Annotated in this window: 25 protein-coding genes; 16 read left to right on the top strand and 9 right to left on the bottom strand. The window is 64.0% G+C overall.

Translation table 11 applies throughout. The features are described 5' to 3' along the window. The first annotated feature begins 41 nt into the window (after positions 1 to 41). The 5 genes from VKR55_RS26295 (at position 42) to VKR55_RS26315 (ending at position 6,990) form a co-directional block, all read left to right on the top strand. Positions 42 to 1,679, top strand: a complete 1,638-nt coding sequence (locus tag VKR55_RS26295; protein ID WP_324407964.1) for an ABC transporter ATP-binding protein — start codon at positions 42 to 44, stop codon at positions 1,677 to 1,679. A gap of 178 nt (positions 1,680 to 1,857) precedes the next feature. Further along, positions 1,858 to 3,381, top strand: coding sequence for a M81 family metallopeptidase (locus tag VKR55_RS26300; RefSeq protein ID WP_324407966.1), 1,524 nt, complete (start codon positions 1,858 to 1,860; stop codon positions 3,379 to 3,381). 6 nt (positions 3,382 to 3,387) lie between these two features. Continuing rightward, a complete protein-coding gene (locus VKR55_RS26305) occupies positions 3,388 to 4,560 on the top strand; it encodes a M20 aminoacylase family protein (RefSeq protein WP_324407968.1) in 1,173 nt (390 codons plus the stop codon). Next, positions 4,553 to 5,980: an amidase gene (locus tag VKR55_RS26310; protein ID WP_324407970.1), complete on the top strand. Its 1,428-nt coding sequence runs from the start codon at positions 4,553 to 4,555 to the stop codon at positions 5,978 to 5,980. Before VKR55_RS26305 ends, VKR55_RS26310 begins: the two co-directional genes overlap by 8 nt. A gap of 119 nt (positions 5,981 to 6,099) precedes the next feature. Next, the gene (locus VKR55_RS26315) at positions 6,100 to 6,990 is read left to right on the top strand and encodes a crotonase/enoyl-CoA hydratase family protein (protein WP_324407972.1); all 891 of its coding nucleotides are present in this window, start codon (positions 6,100 to 6,102) and stop codon (positions 6,988 to 6,990) included. A 94-nt stretch (positions 6,991 to 7,084) separates the two neighbouring features. Here the strand turns inward: VKR55_RS26315 and VKR55_RS26320 are convergent, their stop codons facing one another. Both VKR55_RS26320 and VKR55_RS26325 read right to left on the bottom strand, forming a co-directional pair. Continuing rightward, positions 7,085 to 8,059 (bottom strand): NADPH:quinone oxidoreductase family protein, encoded by a 975-nt coding sequence (locus tag VKR55_RS26320; protein WP_324407973.1) that lies wholly within the window; start codon positions 8,057 to 8,059, stop codon positions 7,085 to 7,087. Then, entirely contained in the window at positions 8,059 to 8,667 is a 609-nt protein-coding gene (locus tag VKR55_RS26325) for a 2-hydroxychromene-2-carboxylate isomerase (RefSeq protein WP_324407974.1), read from the bottom strand. Before VKR55_RS26325 ends, VKR55_RS26320 begins: the two co-directional genes overlap by 1 nt. 310 nt (positions 8,668 to 8,977) lie before the next feature. On the opposite strand from VKR55_RS26325, the gene VKR55_RS26330 reads away from it, so the two are divergent. Both VKR55_RS26330 and VKR55_RS26335 read left to right on the top strand, forming a co-directional pair. Further along, positions 8,978 to 10,000, top strand: a complete 1,023-nt coding sequence (locus tag VKR55_RS26330; RefSeq protein WP_324407976.1) for a methionine synthase — start codon at positions 8,978 to 8,980, stop codon at positions 9,998 to 10,000. Beyond that, entirely contained in the window at positions 9,997 to 10,251 is a 255-nt protein-coding gene (locus tag VKR55_RS26335) for a hypothetical protein (RefSeq protein WP_324407978.1), read from the top strand. The genes VKR55_RS26330 and VKR55_RS26335 overlap by 4 nt, the downstream gene beginning before the upstream one ends. Positions 10,252 to 10,340: 89 nt before the next feature. On the opposite strand, the gene VKR55_RS26340 is transcribed toward VKR55_RS26335, so the two are convergent. The 3 genes from VKR55_RS26340 to VKR55_RS26350 all read right to left on the bottom strand — a co-directional run bounded on the left by VKR55_RS26340 (position 10,341) and on the right by VKR55_RS26350 (position 12,396). Then, on the bottom strand, positions 10,341 to 10,955 hold the full coding sequence (locus VKR55_RS26340) for a hypothetical protein (RefSeq protein WP_324407979.1): 615 nt from the start codon (positions 10,953 to 10,955) through the stop codon (positions 10,341 to 10,343). 157 nt (positions 10,956 to 11,112) lie between these two features. Continuing rightward, on the bottom strand, positions 11,113 to 11,628 hold the full coding sequence (gene gpt / locus VKR55_RS26345; RefSeq protein WP_324407981.1) for a xanthine phosphoribosyltransferase: 516 nt from the start codon (positions 11,626 to 11,628) through the stop codon (positions 11,113 to 11,115). A gap of 30 nt (positions 11,629 to 11,658) precedes the next feature. Beyond that, positions 11,659 to 12,396, bottom strand: a complete 738-nt coding sequence (locus VKR55_RS26350) for a competence/damage-inducible protein A (protein ID WP_324407983.1) — start codon at positions 12,394 to 12,396, stop codon at positions 11,659 to 11,661. 239 nt (positions 12,397 to 12,635) lie between these two features. Here VKR55_RS26350 and VKR55_RS26355 point away from each other — a divergent pair, with 239 nt between their 5' ends. The 5 genes from VKR55_RS26355 to VKR55_RS26375 all read left to right on the top strand — a co-directional run bounded on the left by VKR55_RS26355 (position 12,636) and on the right by VKR55_RS26375 (position 17,811). After that, positions 12,636 to 14,054 carry a circularly permuted type 2 ATP-grasp protein gene (locus tag VKR55_RS26355; RefSeq protein ID WP_324407985.1) on the top strand — a complete coding sequence of 473 codons (1,419 nt, stop codon included), beginning with the start codon at positions 12,636 to 12,638 and terminating at the stop codon, positions 14,052 to 14,054. A 7-nt stretch (positions 14,055 to 14,061) separates the two neighbouring features. Beyond that, entirely contained in the window at positions 14,062 to 15,006 is a 945-nt protein-coding gene (locus tag VKR55_RS26360; protein WP_324407988.1) for an alpha-E domain-containing protein, read from the top strand. A gap of 124 nt (positions 15,007 to 15,130) precedes the next feature. Further along, entirely contained in the window at positions 15,131 to 15,973 is an 843-nt protein-coding gene (locus VKR55_RS26365) for a transglutaminase family protein (RefSeq protein ID WP_324407989.1), read from the top strand. 300 nt (positions 15,974 to 16,273) lie between these two features. Beyond that, positions 16,274 to 17,032, top strand: a complete 759-nt coding sequence (locus tag VKR55_RS26370) for a proteasome-type protease (protein ID WP_324407991.1) — start codon at positions 16,274 to 16,276, stop codon at positions 17,030 to 17,032. Between the two features lie 14 nt (positions 17,033 to 17,046). Next, positions 17,047 to 17,811 carry an SDR family oxidoreductase gene (locus VKR55_RS26375; RefSeq protein ID WP_324407993.1) on the top strand — a complete coding sequence of 255 codons (765 nt, stop codon included), beginning with the start codon at positions 17,047 to 17,049 and terminating at the stop codon, positions 17,809 to 17,811. 3 nt (positions 17,812 to 17,814) lie between these two features. Here VKR55_RS26375 and VKR55_RS26380 read toward each other — a convergent pair whose 3' ends face one another. After that, complete coding sequence (locus tag VKR55_RS26380; protein ID WP_324407995.1) at positions 17,815 to 18,879, bottom strand: glycosyltransferase family 2 protein; 1,065 nt, start codon at positions 18,877 to 18,879, stop codon at positions 17,815 to 17,817. A 116-nt stretch (positions 18,880 to 18,995) separates the two neighbouring features. Between VKR55_RS26380 and VKR55_RS26385 the strand changes: the two genes are divergently transcribed. Beyond that, positions 18,996 to 20,264, top strand: coding sequence for a glycosyltransferase family 87 protein (locus tag VKR55_RS26385; RefSeq protein ID WP_324407997.1), 1,269 nt, complete (start codon positions 18,996 to 18,998; stop codon positions 20,262 to 20,264). On the opposite strand, the gene VKR55_RS26390 is transcribed toward VKR55_RS26385, so the two are convergent. Beyond that, positions 20,265 to 21,488 carry an MFS transporter gene (locus VKR55_RS26390; protein ID WP_324407998.1) on the bottom strand — a complete coding sequence of 408 codons (1,224 nt, stop codon included), beginning with the start codon at positions 21,486 to 21,488 and terminating at the stop codon, positions 20,265 to 20,267. A 111-nt stretch (positions 21,489 to 21,599) separates the two neighbouring features. On the opposite strand from VKR55_RS26390, the gene VKR55_RS26395 reads away from it, so the two are divergent. Further along, entirely contained in the window at positions 21,600 to 22,850 is a 1,251-nt protein-coding gene (locus VKR55_RS26395; protein WP_324407999.1) for a NupC/NupG family nucleoside CNT transporter, read from the top strand. Positions 22,851 to 23,026: 176 nt separating this feature from the next. Here the strand turns inward: VKR55_RS26395 and VKR55_RS26400 are convergent, their stop codons facing one another. Together VKR55_RS26400 and VKR55_RS26405 are read right to left on the bottom strand one after the other, a co-directional pair. Then, positions 23,027 to 23,569: a cupin domain-containing protein gene (locus VKR55_RS26400; protein WP_324408001.1), complete on the bottom strand. Its 543-nt coding sequence runs from the start codon at positions 23,567 to 23,569 to the stop codon at positions 23,027 to 23,029. 226 nt (positions 23,570 to 23,795) lie between these two features. Further along, positions 23,796 to 24,083: an usg protein gene (locus tag VKR55_RS26405; RefSeq protein ID WP_324408003.1), complete on the bottom strand. Its 288-nt coding sequence runs from the start codon at positions 24,081 to 24,083 to the stop codon at positions 23,796 to 23,798. Positions 24,084 to 24,485: 402 nt separating this feature from the next. Between VKR55_RS26405 and groES the strand changes: the two genes are divergently transcribed. Beyond that, positions 24,486 to 24,803 carry a co-chaperone GroES gene (groES, locus tag VKR55_RS26410; RefSeq protein ID WP_324408005.1) on the top strand — a complete coding sequence of 106 codons (318 nt, stop codon included), beginning with the start codon at positions 24,486 to 24,488 and terminating at the stop codon, positions 24,801 to 24,803. Between the two features lie 136 nt (positions 24,804 to 24,939). Then, a partial coding sequence (locus VKR55_RS26415; RefSeq protein WP_324408007.1) for a TCP-1/cpn60 chaperonin family protein occupies positions 24,940 to 25,161 on the top strand: 222 nt, incomplete at its 3' end.

Genomic DNA, 25,161 nt, shown 5'->3' on the forward strand with positions numbered 1-25,161 from the left:
CTTCGTCGCTACGCTCCTCGCAATGACGGCGGAGTGACGTCATGACCACGCCCGTTCTCGATATCAACGATCTCGTCGTCAGTCTCGGCAAGAACGGCACCGGATCGCGCATCATCGATGGCGTGTCGCTGCAGGTGCACGAGCGTGAGACGCTGTGCCTGGTCGGTGAAAGCGGTTCGGGCAAGTCGGTGACCTCGCTCACCGTCATGGGCTTGTTGGAGAAAAACGCGCTCAAGCCTACGGCGGGCAGCGCCAAACTGGTCGGCGAGGAGCTCTTGACCGCGAGCGAACGGCGGCTGCGGCAATTGCGCGCCACGCGCATGGCGATGATCTTTCAGGAGCCGATGACCGCACTCAATCCGGTGGTGCCGGTCGGCCGCCAGATCGACGAGGTGTTGCGCGCGCATACGTCCCTTGATGCGCGTGCGCGGAAGAAGCGCATCCTCGACATGATGCACCAGGTGCGGCTGCCCGAGATCGAGCGCATCTTCGCCTCCTACCCTCACCGCCTTTCCGGCGGCCAGCGCCAGCGCATCATGATCGCGATGGCGCTGGTGCTGGAGCCCAAGCTCCTGATCGCGGACGAGCCGACCACCGCGCTCGACGTCACCACCCAGAAGCAGATCCTGACCCTGATCCGCGACCTGCAACGCGACCACGGCACCGCGGTGCTGTTCATCACCCACGATATGGGTGTGGTTGCCGAGCTCGCCGACCGCGTCGCTGTCATGCGCAACGGCCGCCTGGTCGAAACCGGCTCGCTCGACAGCATCCTGCGCACGCCGGCGATGGACTATACCCGCAACCTGCTCGCCTCCGTGCCGAGCCTCGTACCGCGCGCGCCGCGCCCGGAAACAACCGAGCCCGTCGTGCTGGAGGCGATTGAGCTCGGCAAGGTCTATCGCGAGCGCTCGCTATTCGGCAAAGCGCGCGAGGTCGCGGCCGCCAAGGACGTCACCCTCACTTTGCAGAAGGGCCGCACACTCGGCATCGTCGGCGAGAGCGGCTCCGGCAAATCGACGGTGGCGCGCTGCATCGTGCGGCTGATCGACCCGACCTCCGGTGGCGTCCGCCTCGCTGGCCGCGAAATCTCCGACCTCTCGCGCCGGCTCTTGCAACCGCACCGCAAGCGCATCCAGATCGTGTTCCAGGACCCCTATCGCTCGCTCAACCCGCGCGTCACCGTCGGCGAGAGCATCGCGGAGGGGCCGATCAATTACGGCACGCGGCGCGCCGATGCGCTGGCAAAGGCACGCGAGCTCCTGGAGCTGGTCGACCTGCCCGTGGACGCAATCTCGCGCTACCCGCATCAATTTTCCGGCGGCCAGCGCCAGCGCATCGCAATTGCGCGTGCGCTCGCGCTCGATCCGGACGTGCTGGTGGCGGACGAAGCCGTCTCCGCCCTCGATGTTTCCGTGCAAGCTCAGGTGCTGGAACTGTTCGACGAAATCCAGAAGCGGCTTGGCATTGCGCTCCTCTTCATCACCCATGACTTGCGCGTCGCGGCGCAAATCTGCGACGACGTTGCCGTGATGCAGCATGGCCGCGTGGTCGAACAAGGTCCGGCGGCAGAAGTGCTGACGCATCCGAAGCAGGCTTATACCAAAGCATTGCTCGATGCCGCGCCCGGCCGCGGCTGGGACTTTGCGAATTTTCGTCCCGTAGCCGCGAGCGCCTAACCAATCGTTCGTCATTCCGGGGCGCGCCCCTTGGGCGCGAGCCCGGAATGACGGAAGTGAATAGCCGCGATGTTTTCGCAATGACAGCCCATGCAAAGCGGCATTGCTCTTCAGCTTGCACTTTGCGCAGACGCAGGGCTAACGTTTCACCTCCATGCGATTTGCCGAGATGGGATCAATGACCCGCATAGCCGTCGGCGGCTTCCTGCACGAGACCAACACTTTTGCGCCGACCAAGGCGACGTATGACGCCTTCACGCATGGCGGCGGTTGGCCGAGGATGGTGCTGGGCGGCGATATCCTTAAAGTCGTACGCAACGTCAATGTCGGGCTCGCCGGCTTTATCGACGCGGCCGAGCCGGAAGGCTGGGAGCTGATCCCGACGATCTTCGCGGCCGCTACGCCATCGGCGCATGTCACCGAAGACGCCTATGAGCGCATCGCAAAGGTGCTGGTCGATGGCATCGCCGCAGCCGGGCCGATCGACGGTGTCTATCTCGATTTGCACGGCGCCATGGTGACGGAGCATTTCGACGATGGCGAAGGCGAGTTGCTTGCCCGCGTTCGCAAAGTGATCGGCAAGGACTTGCCGTTGGTCGCGAGCCTCGACCTGCACGCCAATGTCACACCAGAGATGGTCGCGCACGCCGATGCGCTGATCGCCTATCGCACCTATCCGCATGTCGACATGGCCGACACGGGACGCGCCTGCGCGAGACACCTCGCGCTGATCCTGAGGACGAAGCAGCGTCTCGCAAAAGCGTTCCGGCAGTTGCCGTTCCTGATCCCGATCAGTTGGCAAGCGACTTTCGACCAGCCTTGCAAGGGCATCTACGAAAAGCTCGCCGCGCTGCAGGGCGACGCCCTGCCGACCTTGTCCTTTGCGCCGGGTTTTCCGGCGGCCGATTTCGAGCATTGCGCGCCGAGCGTGTTCGCCTATGGCCGGACACAGGCCGACGCGGACGCCGCGGCGGACACAATTACGGCCATCATCGAAGGCCACGAGGACGATTTCGACGGCAAGATCTATTCGCCCGATGAGGGCGTACGCTTGGCGATGGAGCTTGCTAAATCGGCGAAGAAGCCGGTCGTCATCGCCGACACCCAGGATAATCCCGGCGCCGGCGGCGATTCCGACACGACAGGCATGCTGCGCGCGCTGGTGCGCAACGGCGCGAAGCGCGCCGCAACCGGCGCGATCTATGATCCGGCCTCGGCGAAAGCCGCGCATGAAGCCGGCGAAGGCGCAAGCGTGCGGCTCAAGCTCGGCGGCAAGTCCGGCATCATCGGCGACGCACCTTATGAAGCGACGTTCGTCGTCGAAAGGCTGTCCGACGGAAATTTCCTCGCGCCTGGCCCCTACTATGGCGGCCGGACGATGCAAATGGGACCGTCCGCCTGCCTGCGTATCGGCGACGTCCGCGTGGTCGTCGCCTCCCACAAGGCCCAGCTTGCGGACCAGGCGATGTACCGCTTTGTCGGCATCGAGCCGATCGAGCAGGCGATCCTCGTCAACAAGAGCTCGGTGCATTTCCGCGCCGATTTCGAGCCGATGGCCGAAAAGCTTCTGATCTGCGCCGCGCCTGGCGCGATGCCAGCCGATACTGCTTCACTGCCCTGGACGCGGCTGAAGCGGGGCATTCGCATCAAGCCGAACGGCCCCGCCTTCATTCCCCAAACCAAGTCACGCTCAACCGGATAAGGAAACATGCCCAGCATCGACCGCATCGAGGCCTTTGCCGATGAACTCACCGCAATCCGGCGCGACCTGCATGCGCATCCGGAGATCGGCTTTGAGGAAGTCCGCACCTCCGGCATCGTCGCCGACAAGCTGACGCAATGGGGCATCGAGGTGCATCGTGGCCTCGGGGGCACCGGCGTGGTCGGCGTGCTCAAGGGCAAGGGCTCCTCGCCCAAGCGCATCGGCTTGCGCGCCGACATGGATGCGCTGCCGATGGAAGAAAACACCAACCTGAGATGGCGCTCGACCATTCCCGGCCGCTTCCATGGCTGCGGTCATGACGGCCATACCACCATGCTGCTCGGCACTGCGCGCTACCTTGCGGAAACCCGCGACTTCGACGGCACGGTGCATTTCATCTTCCAGCCCGCGGAAGAGGGCCTCGGCGGCGCGCGCGCCATGATCAAGGACGGGCTGTTCGAGAAATTCCCGTGCGACGAGGTCTACGGGCTGCACAACGCGCCGGACCTCAATCATGGCGAGATCGCGATCCTGCCGGGACCGGCCATGGCGGGCGCCGATTTCTTCGACATCAGGATCCACGGCTACGGCGCGCATGGTGCAATGCCGGAGCGCTCCAAGGACGCCGTCGTCATCGCCATGACGTTGGGACAGGCGCTGCAGAGCATTGTCAGCCGCAACGTCGATCCCCTGCAGGCCGCGGTCGTCTCCATCACCCAGATCCATTCGGGCTCGGCCTATAACGTGATCCCGGGCGAAGCCTGGTTGTGCGGCACGGTACGCGCCTTCTCCGACGAGGTGCGCGCTCTGATCCGCGGGCGCATGCGTGCGATCTGCGCCGGCATGGCTGCTGCCTATGCTTGCGAGATCGAATGCGACATCCGCGATACTTTCAGCGTGCTGGTGAACCAGGAAGAGCAATCGCGCGTTGTCGAGCAGGTCGCGCGGACCGTGGTCGATCCGGCCAAGGTCATGACGCGCGCTCAGCCGAAGATGGGCAGCGAGGACTTTGCCGACATGATGCAGTCCATTCCCGGCGCCTATTTCTGGGTCGGCCATGACGGCTCGGTACCCGTGCACAATCCGGGCTACGTGCTCGACGACAAGATCCTGCCGATCGGCGCCAGCATGTTCGCCCGTATCATCGAAACCCGCATGCCGGTAGGTTCCCATGCATAAAACAGCGACAAAAGAGGCCCTCACCTCGCTCCATGACCTTTCCGCCACGGACCTGATCGCCGGTTACAAGGCCAAGCAATTCTCGCCGTCGGAGGTGTTGGAGGATGTGATCACCCACGTCGCTGCCTGGGAGCCACACATCAAGGCGTTGTACCTTTACGATCCTGTCGGCTCACGGAAGGCCGCGAAAGCGTCGACCGACCGCTGGCAGAACGGCGAGCCGTTAGGCGCGCTCGACGGCGTCCCGGTGACGATCAAGGACAACATCGCCACCAAAGACCAGCCCGTGCCGCTCGGCGCGGCCAGCGTGCCGCTGGTGCCGGCTCAGAAGGATGCGCCGCCGGCGGCGCGGCTGCGCGAGTCGGGCGCGGTGATCTTCTCCAAGACCACGATGCCGGATTACGGCATGCTGTCGTCGGGACTGTCCTCCTTCCATCCCCTCACCCGCAATCCCTGGGACCTCACCAAGAATCCCGGCGGCTCCAGCGCCGGCGCAGGAGCAGCGGGTGCGGCCGGCTATGGTCCGTTGCATCTCGGCACCGATATCGGCGGCTCGGTGCGGTTGCCTTCATGCTGGTGCGGCCTGGTTGGGCTGAAGCCGAGCCTCGGGCGCATCCCGATCGATCCGCCCTATGTCGGCCGCGTCGCCGGTCCGATGACGCGCACCGTCGATGACGCGGCGCTGATGATGAGCGTGCTCTCCAAACCCGATCGTCGCGACGGCATGAGCCTGCCGCCGAGCGACATTCACTGGAAGGCGCTGGAGAAGTCGCCGCGCAAGCTCCGCATCGGCCTCATGCTCGACATCGGCGCGGGACAAGCGCCGGAGCAACCGGTGCGCGAGACCACGGTCAAGGCCGCGAAAGCCTTCGAATCTGCGGGCGCCGTCGTCACGGAAGTCGACAGCATTCTGACCCGCGAGATGCTGGACGGGCTCGACAATTTCTGGCGCGCGCGGATGTGGGACGATCTTTCGAAACTCTCGCCGGCCGATCGCGGCAAGGTCCTGCCCTATATCCACCAATGGGGGGAGAAAGGCGCAAAGCTCACGGGCGTCGAGGTGATCCGCGGCTTCAACGTCACCATGGCGATCCGCGCCGCCGCCGCAAAGCTGTTCTGCGACCTCGACTACGTCATCTCGCCGGTGTCGCCGGTGGTGAAGTTCAACGCCGAGCTTGCCTCGCCCATCCACGACCCCGACAAGCCGTTCGAGCACATCGGCTACACCGTGCCCTGGAACATGTCGGAAAATCCGGCGGTGTCGATCAATGGCGGCTATGACAGCGCAGGCTTCCCGATCGGCGTACAGATCATCGGCCGCCGCTTCGACGATCACGGCGTGCTCGCGTTGGCCAAGGCGTTCGAAGGCCTGCGCGGTGCGCAGCATCCCTGGCCGACGCCGCCGAAGAAGCAACACTAGCGCAACATCCTCGATCGTCATGCGCGGACTCGACCCGCGCATCCATCTTCTCAAAAAGATGGATTGCCGGGTCAAGCCCGGCAATGACAAGCAAATAAAAGCATCACCCGGAAACGCCCATGGCCTACGAGACCATCAAATATGAGGTCGAGGACCAGATCCTCACCATCACGCTGAACCGGCCCGACAAGCTCAACGCTTTCACCGCGACCATGCAGCGGGAGATGATCGCGGCATTCGATGCGGCCGACAAGGACGACGACATCCGCGCCATCATCGTCACCGGCGCCGGCCGCGGCTTCTGCGCCGGCGCAGACCTCTCTTCGGGTGCCGACACCTTCGACCGCGACGCACGGCGTGGGCCGGTGAAGCGGCTCGCCAACGGCAAGGTCGATTACGGCGACCCGCAGGTGCGCGATGGCGGTGGGCAGGTGACGCTGCGCATCTTCAAATGCCTGAAGCCCGTGATCGCGGCGGTGAACGGGCCTGCGGTCGGCATCGGCGTCACCATGCAGCTTGCGATGGATATCCGCATCGCGAGCGAAGCCGCGCGCTTCGGCTTCGTGTTCTCCCAGCGCGGTATCGTGCCGGAGGCGGCCTCGAGCTGGTTTTTGCCGCGCATCGTCGGCATCTCGCAGGCGCTGGAGTGGTGTTACACCGGTCGCGTCTTTCCCGCGCAGGAAGCCCTCGCCGGCCGCCTCGTCAGCAAGGTGATGCCGCCGGACCAGCTCCTGCCGACCGCTCGCGCGCTGGCGAAGGAGATCGCTGACAAGACCGCGCCGGTGTCGGTTGCGCTGATCCGGCAGATGATGTGGCGCATGATGGGCGCCGACGATCCGATGGAAGCCCACAAGATCGACAGCCGTGGCATCTATGCCCGCGGGCGCTCGGATGACGTGAAAGAAGGCGTGGTGTCGTTCCTGGAAAAGCGGCCCGCGCAATTCAAGAACAGGGTCTCGAGCGACATGCCGGATTATTTTCCGTGGTGGCAGGAGCGGGAATATAAATGATGACGCCGTCATTGCGAGGAGCAAAGCGACGAAGCGATCCAGACAGTTTCCGAGAAGGCGGTATGGATTGCTTCGCTTCGCTCGCAATGACGGGTTACCCCATCACCAGCGCCACGCGCCCGATCGCCTTGCGGTCGATCAGAAGCTGCATCGCCGCTGCGTAATCCTCCAGCGGCAGTCGGTGCGAGACGTTGGGGCGGATCCTGCCCTGCTCCGCCCATTCCATGAGTTTCCTGATGCGCGCTTCGCCCAGCGCCGGGTTCTTCCGCACCGCTTCACCGGCGCGAACGCCGAGCACGCTCGCGCCCTTGATCAGCAGCAGATTGGTGCGCGCGAGCCCGATGCCGCCGGTGAAGCCGATCACCAGGAGCCGCGCCCCCCAGGCGATGCAGCGCAAGCTCTCCTCGAAGACTTGTCCGCCGACGGGATCATAGACCACATCGACACCGCGACCGTCGGTGATGCGCTTGACCGCGTCGCGAAACGGCTCGCGGCTATAGAGCACGAGATGGTCGGCGCCCCGCGCCTTGGCGATCGCAAGCTTCTCCTCCGACGAGGCGGCTGCGATCACGATGGCGCCGAGGAGCTTGCCGATCTCGACGGCTGCCAGCCCCACGCCGCCGCCGGCGCCATGCACGAGCAGCACCTCGCCCGGTTGCAGGTGACCGCGGTCGATCAGCCCGTGATAGGCGGTGCCGTGCGCCGCGAGGAAGGTCGCGCCTTCCGCATAGTCGAAGGTCGAGGGCAGCGGCGCGAGTTGCGACGGCACGACCACGACCTCGTCCGCGTAACCGCCATGCCTGAACTTGACGATCACCCGGTCGCCCACCGCAATCCCTTGTGCGACGTTCACCTCGATGACATCTCCGGCGGCTTCCATGCCCGGCGTAAACGGCAGCTCCGGCTTCAATTGATATTCGCCCGCCGCCATCAGCACGTCTGGGAAATTGATCCCGGCGGCGCGGATCGCAACGCGCACCTGCCCCGGCCCGAGCACGGCCGGTTCGAACGCTTCCAGCCGCAACCGGCCAGGCGGGCCGAGTTCGCGGCAGACGACCTTGCGCGGCATCAGGCAGCAGCCTCCTTCCGCCGCGCCAACGCTTCGCGCGCCAGCGGCAGGCGATCATTGCCAAAATACATGTCGGTCTTGTCGATGAAGATCGTCGGCGAGCCGAAGCCGCCGCGCGCCATCACCTCATCGGTGTTGGCCTTGAGCTGGTCCTTGATCGACTGCTGCGTGATGCCGGCAAGGAACTTTTGCGGATCGACGCCGACACGCTTGCAGACGTCTGTCAGCACCGCGTCCTGCGAGATGTCCTGATCCTCGCCCCAGTAGATCTCGAACACGCTGCGCGCGAACGGAACCATGTCCTTGCCGAGCAAGATGCAGCCGCGCATCGCTTTCACGCTGTTCACCGGAAACACGGTGGGCCTCATCTTGATGGCAAGGCCGGCCGAGCGAGCCCAGTCCGCCATGTCCTTTTTCTGGTAGGCGAGTTTCGCGGGCACCGGATTATCCCGCGTGGCGTAGACGCTCGGGTTGATGGTGTTGAAGATGCCGCCGACCAGGATCGGCCGCCAGATGATCTCCTCGCCGAACTCTTTCGCCAGCGGCTGGATGTTATGAAAGGCGAGATAGGTCCAGGGGCTGGAGCAGTCGAAGAAAAACTCGATCATGGCGTTTCCTTGTTTCCAGTGTTCTAGCTTGTGGCTTTACGTCATTGCGAGGAGCGAAGCGACGAAGCAATCCAGACTATCTCCGCGGGAACATCCTGGATTGCTTCGCGGAGCCTGTCATCGGGCCGCGCTGCGCGCGGACCCGTTGGCTCGCAATGACGGAGACCGGCCCTCCGGCCCAGCCCGTTCGCGCCGGTACAAGGCCAATCATCGGCCCCTTATTCCCCATCACAAAGACTTTTGTTGTTCTGTACCTCAAGCATAGGACATGGCAGACAGGCGCTCAATCAGAACTAGCCGGGAGGCCCTCATGCTGTTTCCAACCACCATCGCGGGCTCGCTGCCGAAGCCGGAATGGCTGGCCGAACCCAATACGCTGTGGGCGCCGTGGAAATCCTCCGGCGCGGAGCTGGCACGCGCCAAGCGCGATGCGACGCTGCTTGCGGTCAAGCTGCAGGAGGATTCCGGTATCGACATCGTCACGGAAGGCGAGCAGGCGCGGCAGCATTTCGTGCATGGTTTCCTCGAGAAGATCGAGGGCATAGATTTCGCCCACAAGGTCGAGATGGGAATCCGCGCCGACCGCTACAAGGCGATGGTGCCGCAGGTGGTGGCGCCGTTGCAACTCAAGGGCCGCGTCCATGCCGATGAAGCTCGCGTCGCCCGCACCCACACGACGAAGAAGGTGAAGTTCACCCTGCCCGGCCCGATGACCATCATCGATACCATCGCCGACAAGTATTATGGCGACCGCATCAAGATGGCGTTCGCCTTCGCCGAGCTTCTCAACGAAGAGGCCAAGGCGCTGCAGGCCGACGGCGTCGACGTGATCCAGTTCGACGAGCCCGCCTTCAACGTCTACATGGATCAGGTCCGCGACTGGGGCATCAAGGCGCTCGAGCGCGCAGCCGAAGGGCTGTTCTGCGCCACCGCCGTGCACATCTGCTACGGCTACGGCATCAAGGCCAATACGGACTGGAAAAAGACGCTGGGCGGCGAATGGCGGCAATATGAAGAGACATTCCCCTCGATCGACAAGAGCGCGATCCAGCAGGTCGCGATCGAATGCCGCAATTCCAAGGTACCGCTGGAATTGCTCGGGCTTCTGCCGAACAAGGTGGTGCAGGCCGGCGTCATCGATGTTGCAAGCGACACCGTCGAGACCGCGGAGGACGTCGTCAAGGTGATCGAGGACGTCGCGAAATTCGTGCCGAAGGCCAATATCGTCGCGACCACCAATTGCGGCATGGCGCCAATGCGGCGCGAGATCGCCGAAGCGAAACTGCTGGCGCTCGGCGAAGGCGCCAAGCTCGCGCGGCAGAAGCTCGCATGAGGTCATTTGACGCGTTGCGCGTTCTGCCGATCGCGCTTGTTCTAGCTACGACGGCGGCAGTCGCGCGCCCGGGCGAGCGCGACCAACTCAATGCCTGCAAGGCCATGGTGGATCGCACCGCCCAGCCGCAAGGCAAGGGCTCAACCGCGCCGGACGACGCCCAACTGCAAAAATGCCGGCAGATCATCAAGGAATGGACGCTGCGTGACTCCCGCATGAGCGTGGATGAGAACGGCCACGCGATGAAGTGACCTCGTAGCCCGCATAAGCGAAGCGCCATGCGGGACTATCCCGCGTATCGCTGTCGCTCACGCGGGCTACGAGGCATCAGTGGGCGAGCTTACAGACCAACACTTGGATGCAGCACCGGCCGATAGCCGGCTGCAAACGCGCGCACCGTGGACGGCGGCGTCAGCAGCATCGCGTGATCGAGCGCGCGCTCAGCCGCGGTATAGCCGGCCGGCGACCATTTCAATGCTCTGCCCTGCGTGATCAGGAAGCTGTCCTCGCCGTCCTGCACCATGGCGCCGTCGGGCAGCTTCTCGATTGTCATCGGCAGCGGATGCAGCGTCTTGCCGCTGGCGAGCCGCTCATGATGCAGCACTGCATCTATCTCGGACGCGAGCACGTCTCCGCGGCAGTTGCCGGCTTCCCATGCCGCGCGAAAGCGGTTGGCGTCGTCACGGCGGCAGAAGAAGCAGGGGCGATGGCCGGCGGCGAAGGCTGTCGCTTCATCGAGAAAGAACAGCTCGGTCCAGCTCCGCCCGCCCATCACCTTGCGCCGCTGCCCGCGAAATTCCAGCACGCAGGTGAGCCAAGCCGGCGTCGACCAGCGCTTTTTCAGGAGCGTCCTGGTGGCGGGGTCATGGATGATGCCGCGGTTGCCAGTGAACAGGCCGCGATGCGGCGTGGCGATGATGTTTCCCGTCGGCGTGACGCGGTTTTGCAGGGGCATCGCTTTCCTTCCCCCTCTCCCCGCCCTTGCGCGGAGAGGGTTGGGGTGAGGGGCTGCTTCGGCAAACTCGGTGAGAGACGGACTCGTGGAGAGTCCCCTCACCCGACTTGCTTCGCAAGTCGACCTCTCCCCGCAAGCGGGGCGAGGTGAAGAACGATCACTCCCGCAGCGGCGGCGCAAAGGACAGCGCGGTGTCCCAGGGGAAATGGATCCAGGTGTCCTGCGACACTTCGGTGATGAAGGTATCGACCAGCGGCCGGCCCTTCGGCTTGGCGTAGACGGTGGCGAAATGGGCGTCCGGCAGCAGTTTCCGCACCAGCCGCCCGGTCTTGCCGGTGTCGACGAGGTCATCGACAATCAGCAATCCCTTGCCGGTGCCGCCGCCGAGCTTTGCCACCTCCTCCGAAACACCCTTCAGCACACTCAACTCGCCCTGCTTGGTGTGGTCGTAGCTCGCGATGCAGACGGTATCGATGGTGCGGATACCGAGCTCGCGCGCCACGATCGCCGCCGGCACCAGCCCGCCGCGGGTAATGGCAATGACCGCCCGGAACGGGCCGACCTCGTTGAGCCGCCAGGTCAGCGCCCGGCAATCCCGATGAAACTGATCCCAGGAGACCGGAAATGCCTTTCCGGCCCGCTCCTGCGCGATCAGGTCTGCATTCTTGTCCATGTCGCTTCCGTTTGTTCGCCAAGCCAATCGCTAGCGCGCTACATTCAATCCCGCCAGCATCTCCTTCACCGCGTTCATGGCGGCGGTGAGCTTGTCCGGGTCGCGCGAGCGCACCACGAGATTGGTGTTCGGCTTCTGGTTCTCGTCGAGAAAGGGATAGCTGCCGATGATGGTGTCGGGATGGGAGTTGGCGATGGTCCGCAAGGGTCCGCCGATGTCGCCTTCCCTGGCATTGGCCCGGACCGATTCCGACAGCATCTTGACGCCCGATTTCAGCTTCGGCGCCACGATGTCCATCATCGCCTGCATGATCGCCGGCACGCCCGCCATCACGATCACATTGCCGATCTTGAAGCCGGGCGCCAGAATGGTCGCGCTCTGGATCAGCTCGGCTCCGTCGGGGATGCGCGCCATGCGCAGCCGCGCCTCATTCAGATCCTGCCCGCTCCAGCGCTCCCTGAATCGCGCCACGACTTCCGGATGGTGGTCGATGCCAACCCCAAACGCCTTGGCCACGCTGTCGGCCGTGATGTCGTCATGGGTTGGGCCGATGCCGCCGGTGGTGAAGACGTAGGTGTAGCGGCTGCGCAGCGCGTCCAGCGCGGCGATGATGTCCGCTTCCTCATCGGCGACGATCCTGACCTCCTTCAGGTCGATCCCGATATTGGTGAGGTATTCCGCGATGAAGCCGATATTCTTGTCCTTGGTCCGCCCGGACAGGATCTCGTCGCCGATCACCAATATCCCCGCGGTGACGATCTCGCTCATGACCACTCCCTAAGCCTTCCCGTTTTCCCCTGCCGACGTTCTCGAACTTGCCGGGGCAACCTCTTGAAGTCACGGGGGTTTGCTGCCGAAATAAGCACCTTGCAGCCATTTTTTCAGGCAAGCCCGCCGCCATCAAGACCAAATGCCGCTTGACGTTGCATATCGTGCTGGCCCGGGCCTTGCTACCACCCCGTCAGGTCATGCAGTGTTGCGCGTGACCCCAACAAGCATCGGGTTCTATGGCAGTTGCGTTCGATGAGATGAACGGTCCCGGGGGCGACCTCCGCGCGGCCTATTCCGAGCTCTCCCGCTGGCTCAAGGAGACGCCTCCGGAGGCCCTCGACTATCGCCGCCAGGAAGCCGAGCTCTTGTTCCGCCGGATCGGCATCACCTTCGCCGTCTATGGCGACGCCGAGGCCCAGGAACGGCTGATCCCGTTCGATGTCATCCCCCGCATCCTCTCCGGCAGGGAATGGGGCATCCTGGAAAAGGGCCTGCGCCAGCGCGTGAGAGCGCTCAACATGTTCCTGCGCGACATCTACCATGGCCGCGACATTCTCCGCGCCGGAATAGTGCCGGAAGATCTGATCTTCCAGAACCCGGTGTTCCGGCCGGAGATGAACGGCCAGAGCGTGCCGCACGACGTCTATGTCCACATCGCCGGGATCGACATCGTCCGGGTCGACGCCAACGACTTCATCGTGCTGGAGGACAATGCGCGAACGCCGTCCGGCGTATCCTACATGCTGGAAAACCGCGAGATCATGATGCGGCTGTTTCCGGACCTGTTCGCCCGCCACCGCGTCGCGCCGGTCGAGCGTTATCCGGATGAATTGCTCGCGGCCCTTCGATCGGTGGCACCTGGCGGCGCCTCGGCCGAGCCGACGGTGGCCCTCCTCACCCCCGGCGTGTACAACTCCGCCTATTACGAGCATTCCTTCCTCGCCGACAAGCTCGGCATCGAGCTCGTCGAAGGGAGAGACCTCATCGTCAAGAACGAAGAGGTGTTCATGCGCACCACCGAGGGGCTGAAGCGGGTCGACGTCATCTACCGCCGCGTAGACGACGACTTCCTCGATCCCCTCACCTTCCGCCCGGATTCCGTGCTGGGCGTCCCCGGCCTGATGTCGGCCTATGCGGCCGGTAACATCACGCTTGCAAACGCCGTCGGCACCGGCATTGCCGACGACAAGGCGATCTATTCCTACATGCCGGACGTCGTGAAATTCTATCTCGGCGAGGAGCCGATCCTGAAGAACGTGCCGACCTGGCGTTGCCGGGAACCGAAAGATCTCTCCTATGTGCTCGACAATCTCTCGGACCTCGTGGTCAAGGAGGTGCACGGCTCGGGCGGCTACGGCATGCTGATCGGCCCTGCGGCGACGAAGGCGACGATCGAGGCGTTCCGCGACAAGCTGAAGCGCGAGCCCGAGGGTTTCATTGCGCAGCCGACGCTCGCGCTCTCGACCTGTCCGACCTGCACCGCGTCGGGCCTCGCCCCGCGGCACGTCGATCTGCGCCCCTTCGTGCTGACGGGGAGCAAACTCACCACCATCGTGCCGGGCGGGCTGACGCGCGTGGCGCTGAAGGAAGGCTCGCTCGTGGTCAATTCGAGCCAAGGCGGCGGCACCAAGGACACCTGGATTTTGGACGAGTAAGCCCCGCATGCTGTCGCGCACCGCCGAAAACCTCTATTGGCTCGCCCGCTATGTCGAGCGGGCCGAATATATCGCGCGCACGATCGATGCGACCTTGCGCGTCACGGCGCTACCCGCCGCCTATATCGGCAAGACCAACGAGTGGGAATCGGCGTTGCTCACCGCAGGCGTCAGCGACAGCTTCTTTGCGGCCTACAAAGAAGCCAACGAGCAGAACGTCGTCGAATATCTGTCGTTCTCGCACGAAAACTCCTCCTCGATCCGCAACTGCATCGAGGCCGCGCGGCTCAACTCCCGCTCGGTGCGCACCGCACTGACCAGCGAGATGTGGGACACCATCAACGGCGCCTGGCTGGAGCTGCAGGAGGTCTGGAGCAAGGGGGCGTCGACCCGCGAGGAGCTGGCAAATTTCCTGCGCTTCGTGCAGGAGGCTTCGCTCCGCTTCGACGGCTCGGCCTACCGGACCATGCTGCGCAACGATGCCTACTGGTTCTCGCGGCTGGGCGTGCATCTGGAGCGCGCGGACAACACCGCGCGCATCCTTGACGTCAAATATCACGTGCTGCTGCCCGAAGAGGAGCACGTCGGCGGCCCGCTCGATTTCTACCAGTGGAGCTCGATCCTGCGCTCGGTCTCGGCGCAGACGGCCTATCACTGGGTCTACCGCGAAACGCTGAAACCCTGGCTGATCGCGGATCTGCTCATCCTCAACGATTCGCTGCCGCGCTCGCTTGCAAGCTGCTACGGTAATCTCGTGCGCAACCTCGACCAGATCGGCGTCGCCTATGGCCGCCAGGGCCCGGCGCAGCGCCACGCCCGCGGCATCCGCAACCGGCTCGAGCATTCGAACATGAACGACATCTTCCAGCACGGCGTGCACGAGTTCATCCAGGAGTTCATCGCGGATAATTCGCGGCTCGGCGAAATCATCACGAGGCAGTATTTGATTTGATGGAGAGGTGCCGGACCATTAAATGCCGTCATTCCGGGATGGCGCGTGAGCGCCAGACCCGGAATCTCGAGATTCCGGGTTCGATGCTTCGCATCGCCCCGGAATGACGACGAGTTGACACGCCATGCGCCTGCGAATTTCTCACTCCACCACCTACTGCTACGAGCCGGCGGCGACTGGTGTCATCCAGATCCTGCGGATGACGCCGGGCAGTCACGACGGCCAATATGTCGCCGAATGGCAGATCGACGTCTCGGCCGACTCGCGTCTGGCCATGCATGAGGACGCCTTTGGCAACGTCACGCACGTGATGACGCACGGAGCGATCGAGGACCTCACCATCACGGTCGGCGGGCTGATCGAGACGCACGACACTGGCGGCGTGCTGCGCGGCACCGACGAGCGCTTCCCGCCGAGCCTGTTTCTGCGACCGACGCCGCTGACCACGGTCAATCCGGCGATGGCGGCGTTTGCGCGCCAGCTCCGCGCCGAATCCGAGGAAGACACGCTGGGCTTCCTGCATACGCTGATGACGCAGGTCAACGAGCACATGACCTTCGACGAGGACCCGACCAACAGCGGCACGTCGGCGGTCGAAGCCTTCGGCCTCAAGCGCGGCGTGTGCCAGGACTACGCCCACATCTTCATCGCCTGCGCCCGCTCCGGCGGCGTGCCGGCGCGCTTCGTCTCCGGTCACTTCCTGCGCTCCGACGGCACTATCAACCAGGCCGCGGGACATGCCTGGGCGGAAGCCTGTGTGCCCGATCTCGGCTGGGTCGGCTTCGATCCGGCGAACTGCATCTGCACCACGGAGGCCCACGCCCGCGTCGCTATCGGCCTCGACTATCTCGGCGCCGCCCCCGTGCGCGGCACGCGCTATGGCGGTGGCGCGGAGACGCTGACGGTGTCGGTCAGGGTCGATCAGGCCGGGCGGCCCGGGCAGTCGCAGTGGCAGAGCCAGTCGTAGCCTGGTCGTAAGACTCTATCGGCATCGTCATTCCGGAATGCGTGCGAAGCACGCAGACCCCGGAATCCATAACCACGGACTGGGGTTATGGATTCCGGGCTCGCGACTTCGTCGCGCCCCGGAATGACGACGGAAGGTATTTGTCCAAGCGCTCTTCGCGCCGTGCCCACCGTGATCGTGCGTGATGGCAGTGGTGGGTACGCGCTTCGCAGCGCCGCCGCCATACGGGAATTGGGGTTGGACCGTGCGCTGAAATTGGCTAGAAATCCCGCGCACGGCGTTGCGTTGGGGATCGCTGAAATGACCTATTGTTGCGGGATTCTGGTACGGGACGGGCTCGTCATGATCGCCGACACCCGCACCAATGCCGGCCTCGACAACATCTCGACCTTCCGCAAGCTCCATATCTTCAGTAAGCCCGGGGATCGCATCATGGCGATCGCGAGCGCCGGCAATCTCGCGATCAGCCAATCGGTGCTGTCGATCCTGACCGAAGGCATGGAAGATCCCGACACCGGCGATGTCGAGACGCTGATGAACGCGCCGACAATGTTCCAGGCCGCGCAGCGCATCGGCCGCGCCATCCGCGCCGTGCATGCGACCGAGGGACCGGCGCTGAAATCCGAAGATGTGAGCTTCGACGTCTCCTTTCTGTTCGGTGGTCAGATCAAGGGCGCGCGAATGCGGCTCTTCATGGTCTATACCGCCGGCAACTTCATCGAATGCACCACCGACACGCCCTATTTGCAGATCGGCGAGCACAAATATGGCAAGCCGGTGCTCGACCGCGCCATGCATTACGACGTCGAGCTTTACGACGCGCTGAAGACCGGCCTGATCTCGATGGACTCGACCATGCGTTCCAATCTCGGCGTTGGACTTCCGATCGACGTGCTGGTGGTGCGCGCAGACACCTGCGAGGCCGATCTCAATCACCGCATCGAGGCCGGCGAGCCCTATTTCCACGATCTCCGCTCGCGCTGGTCGGCGGCGCTGCGCGCGGCGCATCAGAACATTCCCCGTCCGCCCTACAAATCCGAAGCGGAAGCAAAAAAGTAAGAAGTGAGGAAACCATGACCGACGGAACCAACAAGATCGCCGTTGTGACCGGTGCCGGCACCGGCGTCGGACGCGCGGCGTCGCTCGCACTGATGAAGGCCGGCTTCACCGTGGTGCTCGCCGGCCGCCGCAAGGAGATGCTGGAGGAGACCGCCAAGCTCGGCGACAATATCGGCAAGAGCCTGCCCGTCACCGCCGACATGACCAATCCGGAATCGATCGCCGCGCTGTTCAAGAGGGTGCAGGACACCTATGGCCGGCTCGACGTGCTCTTCAACAATGCCGGCATGGGCGCCCCGCCCGTGAATTTCGAGGACCTGCCGCTGGCGCAATGGCAGGCGGTCGTGAACACCAATCTCACCGGGCCATTCCTGTGCACGCAGCACGCCTTCCGCATCATGAAGGACCAGAACCCGCGCGGCGGCCGGATCATCAATAACGGCTCGATCTCGGCGCATGCGCCGCGGCCGTACTCCTCGGCCTATACCTCAACCAAGCACGCTATCACGGGCCTGACCAAGTCGTGCAATCTCGACGGCCGCAAGTATGACATCGCGGTCGGACAGATCGATATCGGCAATGCCGCAACCCCCATGACCGATCGTATGGTCGACGGTCCCGGCGTGATGCAGCCTGATGGCACGATGAAGCACGAGCCGCGCATGGACGCGAAGGCGGTCGGCGATGCCGTGGCCTACATGGCGACGCTGCCGCTGGACGCCAACGTGCTGTTCATGACGGTGATGGCATCGAAGATGCCGTTCGTGGGACGCGGCTAAGGCTCAAGCCTTGCGGCGCGCTGCTTCAGCCTGCTCGCCGTTGCCTTCTGCAACGCCCGTCTTTTCCGACGCGTCCGCTGTCGCTTGCCAACCCTTCCCCAGGAACGGATGCAGCGGCTCGCGCGGGCTGGCGCTGATGTCGTAGTTGAGGAACGACAGCACGAGCTGGAAGCCGATCAGGAACGTCAGCGCCGCGATCATGATGGTGCCGGTTGGCACTAATTGGTCGGGCGGCGCCGCCCACCAATGATAGAGGCCAAACACCAGGCCGAAGAGAAACAGCGCGCTGCCGGCGACGAGCTGCAGCGAGGCCAGCGAGAAATCGCGGAAGAAATAGCGATAGAGGACACGGCGCGTGGTGTTGCGCAAGTGCCCGGCCAGGAACGGCCCGAGCTGATGCGACACCCGCAGGTTCGAGACCTCGTTGCCATAGGAGGCGCGCATCGGAAATTCCACGACCTTGGCGCGGATCAGGCCGAGATGGAACAGCAGGTCTGTCTCGAAGAAGAAGCGCTTTGCGATCCGCTCGTCGTCGAGCAATTCGGCGACGCGGGCATGGATCGCGAAGAAGCCGTTGGTCGGATCCATGATGGTCCAGTAGCCGCTCGATAGTTTGGCCAGGAACGACAGCACGAGATTGCCGAAGCGTCGTACCGGCGGCATCGATGCCGCGTTGGTGAGGAAGAAGAAGCGGTCGCCCTTGACGTAATCGGCTTGCCCGCTCGCGATGGTGTGGATCAGTGCCGGCACCTGCGCCGGGTTCATCTGGCCATCGGCATCGACCTTGACGATGATGTCGGCGCCGCGCCCGATCGCGTACCGCATGCCTGTGAGGAAGGCGCCGCCGACGCCCTGGTTCTTGTCGTGCATCAGCGTCACGACGCGCGGGTCGCCGCAGCGGTTGGCGACCATGACGCCGGTGCCTTCGGGGCAACCGTCATCGACCACGACGATCAGCGCGATTTCCGGGCCGATGCCGGCGATCACCGGCAGGATGGTGCCGGCCGCGCGGTACGCTGGGATGACGACGCAATTCATGGAGAAGCCCGCTGCCGTGCCGTGGCTCATGAAATGACGCGCGTTCAGGGCACAGACTCCTGAAGCTTTGCGGCGTTCCCCCTAAGAATATCTTAATTCGCACTCCCTAAGCTCGCTTTGGGTGCGAAAAGCCGCGCGGACTCACCATGCCAGACTCAACCTCCCAGCCTGCCGGAGCGACGAACGGCTTGCGCCGCTTCCTGCAAAGCCTGGCGCCCGACATGCGCGAGCCCGCCAACGCGGAATTTTTGCGCGCGCTGCTCTTGCTTGGCGGCGCCCTGTTTCTGCTGACGTTGATGAGCTACCTCCTCACGACCAACTGGACGGGCGCGTTTCCGCGCGACAAGGCGACTCTGATAGTCGGGCGCGATTTCCTGAATTTATGGATGTATGGCGTCGCCGCCTTCGAGCCCGACCCGGCGCGCTACTACGATATTGCTACCTACAACGACACGCTCGCGCATCTGCTCGGGCCCGGCTATCCCGGCCAGAACTGGCCGAACCCGCCGACCGCGCTGGTGGTGATGGCGCCATTCGGACTGCTCAGCTATTTCCCGGCGCTGTTAGCCTGGTTTGTGGTGAGCCTGCTCGCCTTCACTCTCGCCGGCCGGCGCGAGGTCAAGGACCTCCGCACGCTCGTGGTCGTGCTGGTCTCGCCTGCGGCGCTGATGTGCGTGCTCTCAGGCCAGAGCTCGTTCATCACCACCGCCGCGCTGCTCGCGATCTTCGCGCTCCTCGACAGGCAGCCGATCATCTCGGGCGTGCTGATCGGCATGCTCACGGTCAAGCCGCAGCTCGGCTTTCTCTTTCCGTTCGCGCTGATCGCCTCGGGACGATGGAAAGTATTTTTCGCGGCCGCAGCGACGACGATTGCGCTGCTCGCCGCCAGCGTCGCGATCGGCGACATCGCGAGCTGGCACGATTACATCGTGAAGGCGCTGCCGCTGCAGCGCGAGGTGCTGCAGGATTCCGCAGGCACCGCGATGCCGTTCCAGCCCTCGATCTTCATGAATATCCGCGGCGTGGTCGGCAACCACATCGGCGAGATGATCCAGTACGTCTTCACGCTCGCTGGCGTCGCCGCGGTCTCGCTCGCATTCCGCTTTCGGCGCGATGCCGATCCGCAGCTGTTGCAGACGCTGTTCTTTGCCTGCGGCGTGTCCGCCTCACCCTATATGGGCGCCTATGATCTGTTGCCGCTCACCTTCGCTGCAGTTGCGCTGATCGCGGAAGAGAAGCTCGATGATCTCGGTCGGCGGCTGGCGCAACTCGTGTTCTGGACCCCGGCGCTGCAGCTCCTGTTCGGCAACCTGCAACTGCCCGGACCCGGATTCATCGCGCCGGCCTTTGCCGGCTATCTGCTGCAAAAGCTGTTTAAGCCCGCTACAGCCGTCGCCGCGCAGCCTGCCGAATAGTCACTCCAGCTTCTCGACCTCGCGCAGCGAGGGAAACAGCTTCATCCAGATCAACGCAATGGCAATCGTGGCGACGCCGCCGAGCACGGCAGCCGGCATGGCGCCGAACAGCGCCGCGGTCACGCCGCTCTCGAACTGGCCGAGCTGGTTGGATGCGTTGATGAAGAGGAAATTCACCGCACCGACGCGGCCGCGCATCTCGTTCGGCGTGCGCAGTTGCACCAGCGAGAAGCGGATCACCACGCTCACGGTGTCGGCGGCGCCAAGGACAGCGAGCGCCAGCATCGACAACCACATCCAGTGCGACAGCGAAAACACCACCGTCGCAGCGCCGAACACGATCACCGCCTGGAACATGCGTAATCCGACGCGGCGGTTGATGGTGTGGCGCGCAAGAATCGTCGTCATCAGGAGCGCGCCGATCGCGGGCGAGGCGCGCAGCACGCCGAGACCGAACGGCCCGGCCTCGAGGATGTCGCGCGCATAGATCGGCAATAGCGCCACCACGCCGCCGAACAGCACCGCGAACAGATCGAGCGAGATCGTGCCGAGAATCGCCGGATTGCTCCGGATGAACCTCACGCCGGCAAAGACGTCGCCGGCCGAGGCCGAGCCCGTCGCCGGCGCTTGCGCGATCACACGGATCGCGCCGGTGAGCAGCACCGCAAGCAGCCAAAACAGCACCATGATGCCATAGGGCAGCCCGGGCGCGACCGCATAGGCGAGCCCGCCGAGCGCCGGCCCGGTGATGGTCGCAATCTGAATGGCGCCGCTCGATAGCGCGGTCGCGCGCTGCAGCGTTCCCTGCGGCGCGATCAGCGGCAGTAGCGCGGCGGTCGCCGGGCTCTCGAACGCGCCCGTCGTGCCCAGCACGAAGGTCGCGATGAAGATATGCACCTCGTTGAGCCAGCCGGCATAGGAGCCCCAGCCGAGAAACAGCGCGGTTGCCGCTTCAATGATCTGGCAGACCTGCACCACGCGCTTGCGCTCGAATCGGTCGGCCGCATGGCCCGCGACCAAAACGAGCAGCGCGGTGGGGAGAAACTGCACCAGCCCGACCATGCCGAGCGCGAAGGCGCTGCCGGAGAGATCATAGATTTGCCAACCGATCGCGACCGCGCCGATCTGGGTCGAGAACCGCGACAGGCTGCGCGATAGCAGGAAGAAGATCAGGGAGGGCTGCCGGAGCAGAGCGCCCGCGCCGGCCGTTGCGAGCGATGACATGCGCGATCGGTGGCCGAGCGAAAGCCTCGTGTCAACGCCCATCGGGGCATCACGGCATTGCGCTTGGCCGGCGGCCGCTGCCATACTCGGCGCGGCGCTCGCGGAGGATTCATGCTTCAACTGCAATCGGCATTCGGCATCGTCGCCCTGCTCTTGCTCGCCTGGGCATTCGGCGAGAACCGCGGCGCGGTGTCCCTGAGGCAGGCGGCGATCGGACTGCTGGTGACGCTCGTCACCGCCGTGATCCTGATCAAGCTTCCGGTCGTCGCGAACGCCTTTGGCGCCATCAACGATGCGGTCGGCACGATCGCGGCCGCCTCGCGTGCCGGCACCTCGTTCGTGTTCGGCTATGTTGGCGGCGGCGCGCTGCCGTTCGACCTGAAGGCGCCTGGCGCGGATTTCATATTGGCCTTCCAGGCGCTGCCGATCGTGCTGGTCATGAGCGTGCTGACCACGCTGCTGTTCTATTGGCGCGTGTTGCCGCCGATCGTGCGTGGCATGGCGTGGCTGCTCGAACGCACGCTTGGCGTCGGCGGCGCGGTAGGTCTCTCCACCGCGGCCAACATCTTCCTCGGCATGGTCGAATCGCCGCTGTTCGTGCGGCCTTATCTGTCGCAGATGACGCGCAGCGAGTTGTTCCTGGTGATGACCGGCGGCATGGCGGGCATCGCCGGCACCGTGCTGGTGCTATATGCGACGCTGCTGGCGCCGCTCATTCCCGATGCGGCGGCGCATTTCGTGATCGCCTCCGTGCTGGGCGCGCCGGCTGCGATCCTGGTGAGCCTGATCATGGTGCCGGAGACGAAGGACCAGCGCACCGGCGGCGCGCTCGATGATCCCGAGATGAAAGCCGCCAGCACCATGGACGCGATCGTGCAAGGCACGTCCGCAGGACTCGAGCTCCTGCTCAATATCGTTGCGATGCTGATCGTGCTGGTGGCGCTGGTTTATCTCGCCAATGCCATCATCGGCCTGCTGCCGGAGGTCGGCGGCGCAAAAATCTCGCTGCAGCGGGTGCTGGGTACCATAATGGCGCCGGTGTGCTGGCTGATGGGCCTGCCCTGGCCGCAGGCCGTCACCGCCGGCAGCCTGATGGGCACCAAGACCGTGCTGAACGAGCTGATCGCTTATGTCGATCTCTCAAAGCTTGCGCCTGATGCGCTCGATCCGCGCTCCAAACTGATCATGCTCTACGCGATGTGCGGCTTTGCCAATTTCGGCAGCCTCGGCATCATGATCGGCGGCCTCGGCACCATGGCGCCGACGCGGCGCGACGAGATCAATGCGCTCGGCCTGAAGTCGATCGTCTCGGGCACATTGACGACCTGCCTGATCGGCGCGATCGTGGGGGTGCTGACGTGACGACACCACTGACGTCGTCGTTCCGGGGCGCGCCCCTTGGCGCGAGCCCGGAATCCATAACCCCAGGCTTCTGTACGTGAGACGGCTGGAACCGACTGCTCGTGTCACAACCAAATTCTGTGGTTATGGATTCCGGGCCTGCGTGCTTCGCACGCATCCCGGAATGACGAGAGCAATCAGGAGGTCAATTCCTTCGTCTCGAAATCCGCCGGCAGGATGATTTCGAGCACCTCGGCGTCGTCGGAATAATCCATGATCAGATGCCGGATTTTTGGCGGCTGAGTCCAGGCGCTGCCGACCTGGAACATCGTCTCGCCAATGCCTTCCATGTAGGTCTTCACCCAGCCCTTGAGCACGTAGACCATCTGGAATTCGACGTCGTGGTAGTGCAGCTTGGAGACTTCGTCCGGATTGCACGGCCCGACCAGCCGGATCACATGCGCACGGGCCAGGCCATGGGTGGCGTCCGCAATGCCGAGGTCGCGATATTTCGCGTAGGCGCGAAGCCCGTCAGCCTTGAAGTCTTCGTCGCGGTAGTGGCTGATGGCGACGCTCTGCTTCGGCCGCGCGCGCCTGGCCGGCGCTTCCGCCCTGCCCTTGGTCTTCAGCTTCCGCCGCGCGGTGGATTTGGCGGCAACTTTGCCTGCCGGCGATTTCTTCTGTGCGGCCTTTTTGCTCGCGGCGCGCGAGGCCGGCTTCTTGGATTTCTTCTTGGCCATGTTGCTCTCCCCTAGGTTTGGAGAGCAAAGCCTAACACGAATAACATGTGCAGGGTGGGCAAAGCGACCGCGTCCGCCGTAGCTCAACGAACGAAGGCGGAAGCGTGCCCGCCACCAACAAGCTCGCGAAAAGGGTGGTGGGCACGGCGCTTCGCGCCTTTGCCCACCCTACGAATCTACAATCCAGGCGGACTTGTCGCTCCGAAGCGCGTAGAGCGAAGGCGGATCAATGCAGGCGGAACACGCCGTCGACGGCGCGCAGTTCCGCGGGCTTGATCAGCTTGGAATGTGCGACGCGGACCGAATAGAGCGGTCCCTCGAGCGTCATTTGCCAGAAGCGCAGGAAATCCTGCAGTGCCGGGAATTTCGGAAACAGATCGTAGTTCTGCCAAACGTAAGTCTGCAGCAGCGAGGGATGATCCGGCATCCGATAAAGGATCTCTGCCGTCGTCAGCCCGTAGCCCAACGCGAGTTTCCGGAAGTCTTCGGAAACCGCCCCAACCCGCGACACCATGCTAACCTCCATTGCTGGAGCGCATTTTACGGTGGTAGCTACCTGCCGGAGCCACCCCGGCGGAGATGCGCTCACATGATCAAAATGTGACGCAGTGAACCAACTCATCACAAGCCCAAATGGTTAACGAGTTGTTGAAAATTCACGCATTAGCAGCAGCTTACCGCACGTGCTAATACGGATATGGGACCGCGGATTAGCTGCCGTGTCTGCGGGGCGGCAGCATTAACGATCTCTGACAAGATTTGGCAGGGCGGCCATCGGAGTGCCAATTTTTCTGCTAGAAGCCCTTGCCCGCCCCAAAACTCTGCCTTAAATCAATTCTGCTCGGGCTGGCACTCGCTGGCAGAGACTGCTAACACTCCAAAATTCCAAACACTTGCAAGATCTTAGGAGGACTGCATGAAATTCCGTCCGCTTCACGACCGCGTCGTGGTTAAGCGCATCGACGCCGAAGAGAAGACCGCAGGCGGCATCATCATTCCCGACACTGCCAAGGAAAAGCCCTCGCAGGGCGAAGTCATCGCCGTCGGCCCCGGTGGCCGCGACGAGAGCGGCAAGCTGATCCCGATCGACATCCAGGTCGGCGACCGCGTGCTGTTCGGCAAGTGGTCGGGCACCGAGGTCAAGATCGATGGCCAGGAGCTGTTGATCATGAAGGAGAGCGACATCATGGGCGTTCTCACCGACGCCGGCGCTTCCAAGAAGAAGGCCGCCTAAGGCCTAAGCCCCCATCCGCTCACCCTGAGGAGCGCCGGGCACCCGAGCAGGCCGAGCGAAGCGAGGCCGTAGCGAACGGTGCAAATCAAAGGCGCCCCTCCTCAAGGTGAAACAGAACCAACTCAGGGAAAATCAAATGTCAGCCAAAGAAGTCAAATTCGGCGTCGACGCGCGCGACCGTATCCTGCGCGGCGTCGACATCCTCAACAATGCCGTGAAGGTCACCCTCGGCCCGAAGGGCCGCAACGTGGTGCTCGACAAGTCGTTCGGCGCTCCCCGCATCACCAAGGACGGCGTCACCGTCGCCAAGGAGATCGAGCTCGAGGACAAGTTCGAGAACATGGGCGCGCAGATGGTC

This window comes from Bradyrhizobium sp. (assembly GCF_035309285.1).
Taxonomy (GTDB): domain Bacteria; phylum Pseudomonadota; class Alphaproteobacteria; order Rhizobiales; family Xanthobacteraceae; genus Bradyrhizobium.

Coding starts and splice junctions, on each gene's coding strand:
- VKR55_RS26380 (WP_324407995.1), bottom strand. CDS start 18,879: ATGAGCCACGGCACGGCAGCGGGCTTCTCCATGAATTGCGTCGTCATC.
- VKR55_RS26340 (WP_324407979.1), bottom strand. CDS start 10,955: ATGCCCCTGCAAAACCGCGTCACGCCGACGGGAAACATCATCGCCACG.
- VKR55_RS26395 (WP_324407999.1), top strand. CDS start 21,600: ATGCTTCAACTGCAATCGGCATTCGGCATCGTCGCCCTGCTCTTGCTC.
- VKR55_RS26335 (WP_324407978.1), top strand. CDS start 9,997: ATGAGGTCATTTGACGCGTTGCGCGTTCTGCCGATCGCGCTTGTTCTA.
- VKR55_RS26405 (WP_324408003.1), bottom strand. CDS start 24,083: ATGGTGTCGCGGGTTGGGGCGGTTTCCGAAGACTTCCGGAAACTCGCG.
- VKR55_RS26320 (WP_324407973.1), bottom strand. CDS start 8,059: ATGCCGCGCAAGGTCGTCTGCCGCGAACTCGGCCCGCCTGGCCGGTTG.
- VKR55_RS26325 (WP_324407974.1), bottom strand. CDS start 8,667: ATGATCGAGTTTTTCTTCGACTGCTCCAGCCCCTGGACCTATCTCGCC.
- VKR55_RS26370 (WP_324407991.1), top strand. CDS start 16,274: ATGACCTATTGTTGCGGGATTCTGGTACGGGACGGGCTCGTCATGATC.
- VKR55_RS26390 (WP_324407998.1), bottom strand. CDS start 21,488: ATGTCATCGCTCGCAACGGCCGGCGCGGGCGCTCTGCTCCGGCAGCCC.
- VKR55_RS26300 (WP_324407966.1), top strand. CDS start 1,858: ATGACCCGCATAGCCGTCGGCGGCTTCCTGCACGAGACCAACACTTTT.
- VKR55_RS26295 (WP_324407964.1), top strand. CDS start 42: ATGACCACGCCCGTTCTCGATATCAACGATCTCGTCGTCAGTCTCGGC.
- VKR55_RS26355 (WP_324407985.1), top strand. CDS start 12,636: ATGGCAGTTGCGTTCGATGAGATGAACGGTCCCGGGGGCGACCTCCGC.
- VKR55_RS26305 (WP_324407968.1), top strand. CDS start 3,388: ATGCCCAGCATCGACCGCATCGAGGCCTTTGCCGATGAACTCACCGCA.
- VKR55_RS26310 (WP_324407970.1), top strand. CDS start 4,553: ATGCATAAAACAGCGACAAAAGAGGCCCTCACCTCGCTCCATGACCTT.
- groES (WP_324408005.1), top strand. CDS start 24,486: ATGAAATTCCGTCCGCTTCACGACCGCGTCGTGGTTAAGCGCATCGAC.
- VKR55_RS26365 (WP_324407989.1), top strand. CDS start 15,131: ATGCGCCTGCGAATTTCTCACTCCACCACCTACTGCTACGAGCCGGCG.
- VKR55_RS26360 (WP_324407988.1), top strand. CDS start 14,062: ATGCTGTCGCGCACCGCCGAAAACCTCTATTGGCTCGCCCGCTATGTC.
- VKR55_RS26400 (WP_324408001.1), bottom strand. CDS start 23,569: ATGGCCAAGAAGAAATCCAAGAAGCCGGCCTCGCGCGCCGCGAGCAAA.
- VKR55_RS26375 (WP_324407993.1), top strand. CDS start 17,047: ATGACCGACGGAACCAACAAGATCGCCGTTGTGACCGGTGCCGGCACC.
- VKR55_RS26315 (WP_324407972.1), top strand. CDS start 6,100: ATGGCCTACGAGACCATCAAATATGAGGTCGAGGACCAGATCCTCACC.
- gpt (WP_324407981.1), bottom strand. CDS start 11,628: ATGGACAAGAATGCAGACCTGATCGCGCAGGAGCGGGCCGGAAAGGCA.
- VKR55_RS26350 (WP_324407983.1), bottom strand. CDS start 12,396: ATGAGCGAGATCGTCACCGCGGGGATATTGGTGATCGGCGACGAGATC.
- VKR55_RS26385 (WP_324407997.1), top strand. CDS start 18,996: ATGCCAGACTCAACCTCCCAGCCTGCCGGAGCGACGAACGGCTTGCGC.
- VKR55_RS26330 (WP_324407976.1), top strand. CDS start 8,978: ATGCTGTTTCCAACCACCATCGCGGGCTCGCTGCCGAAGCCGGAATGG.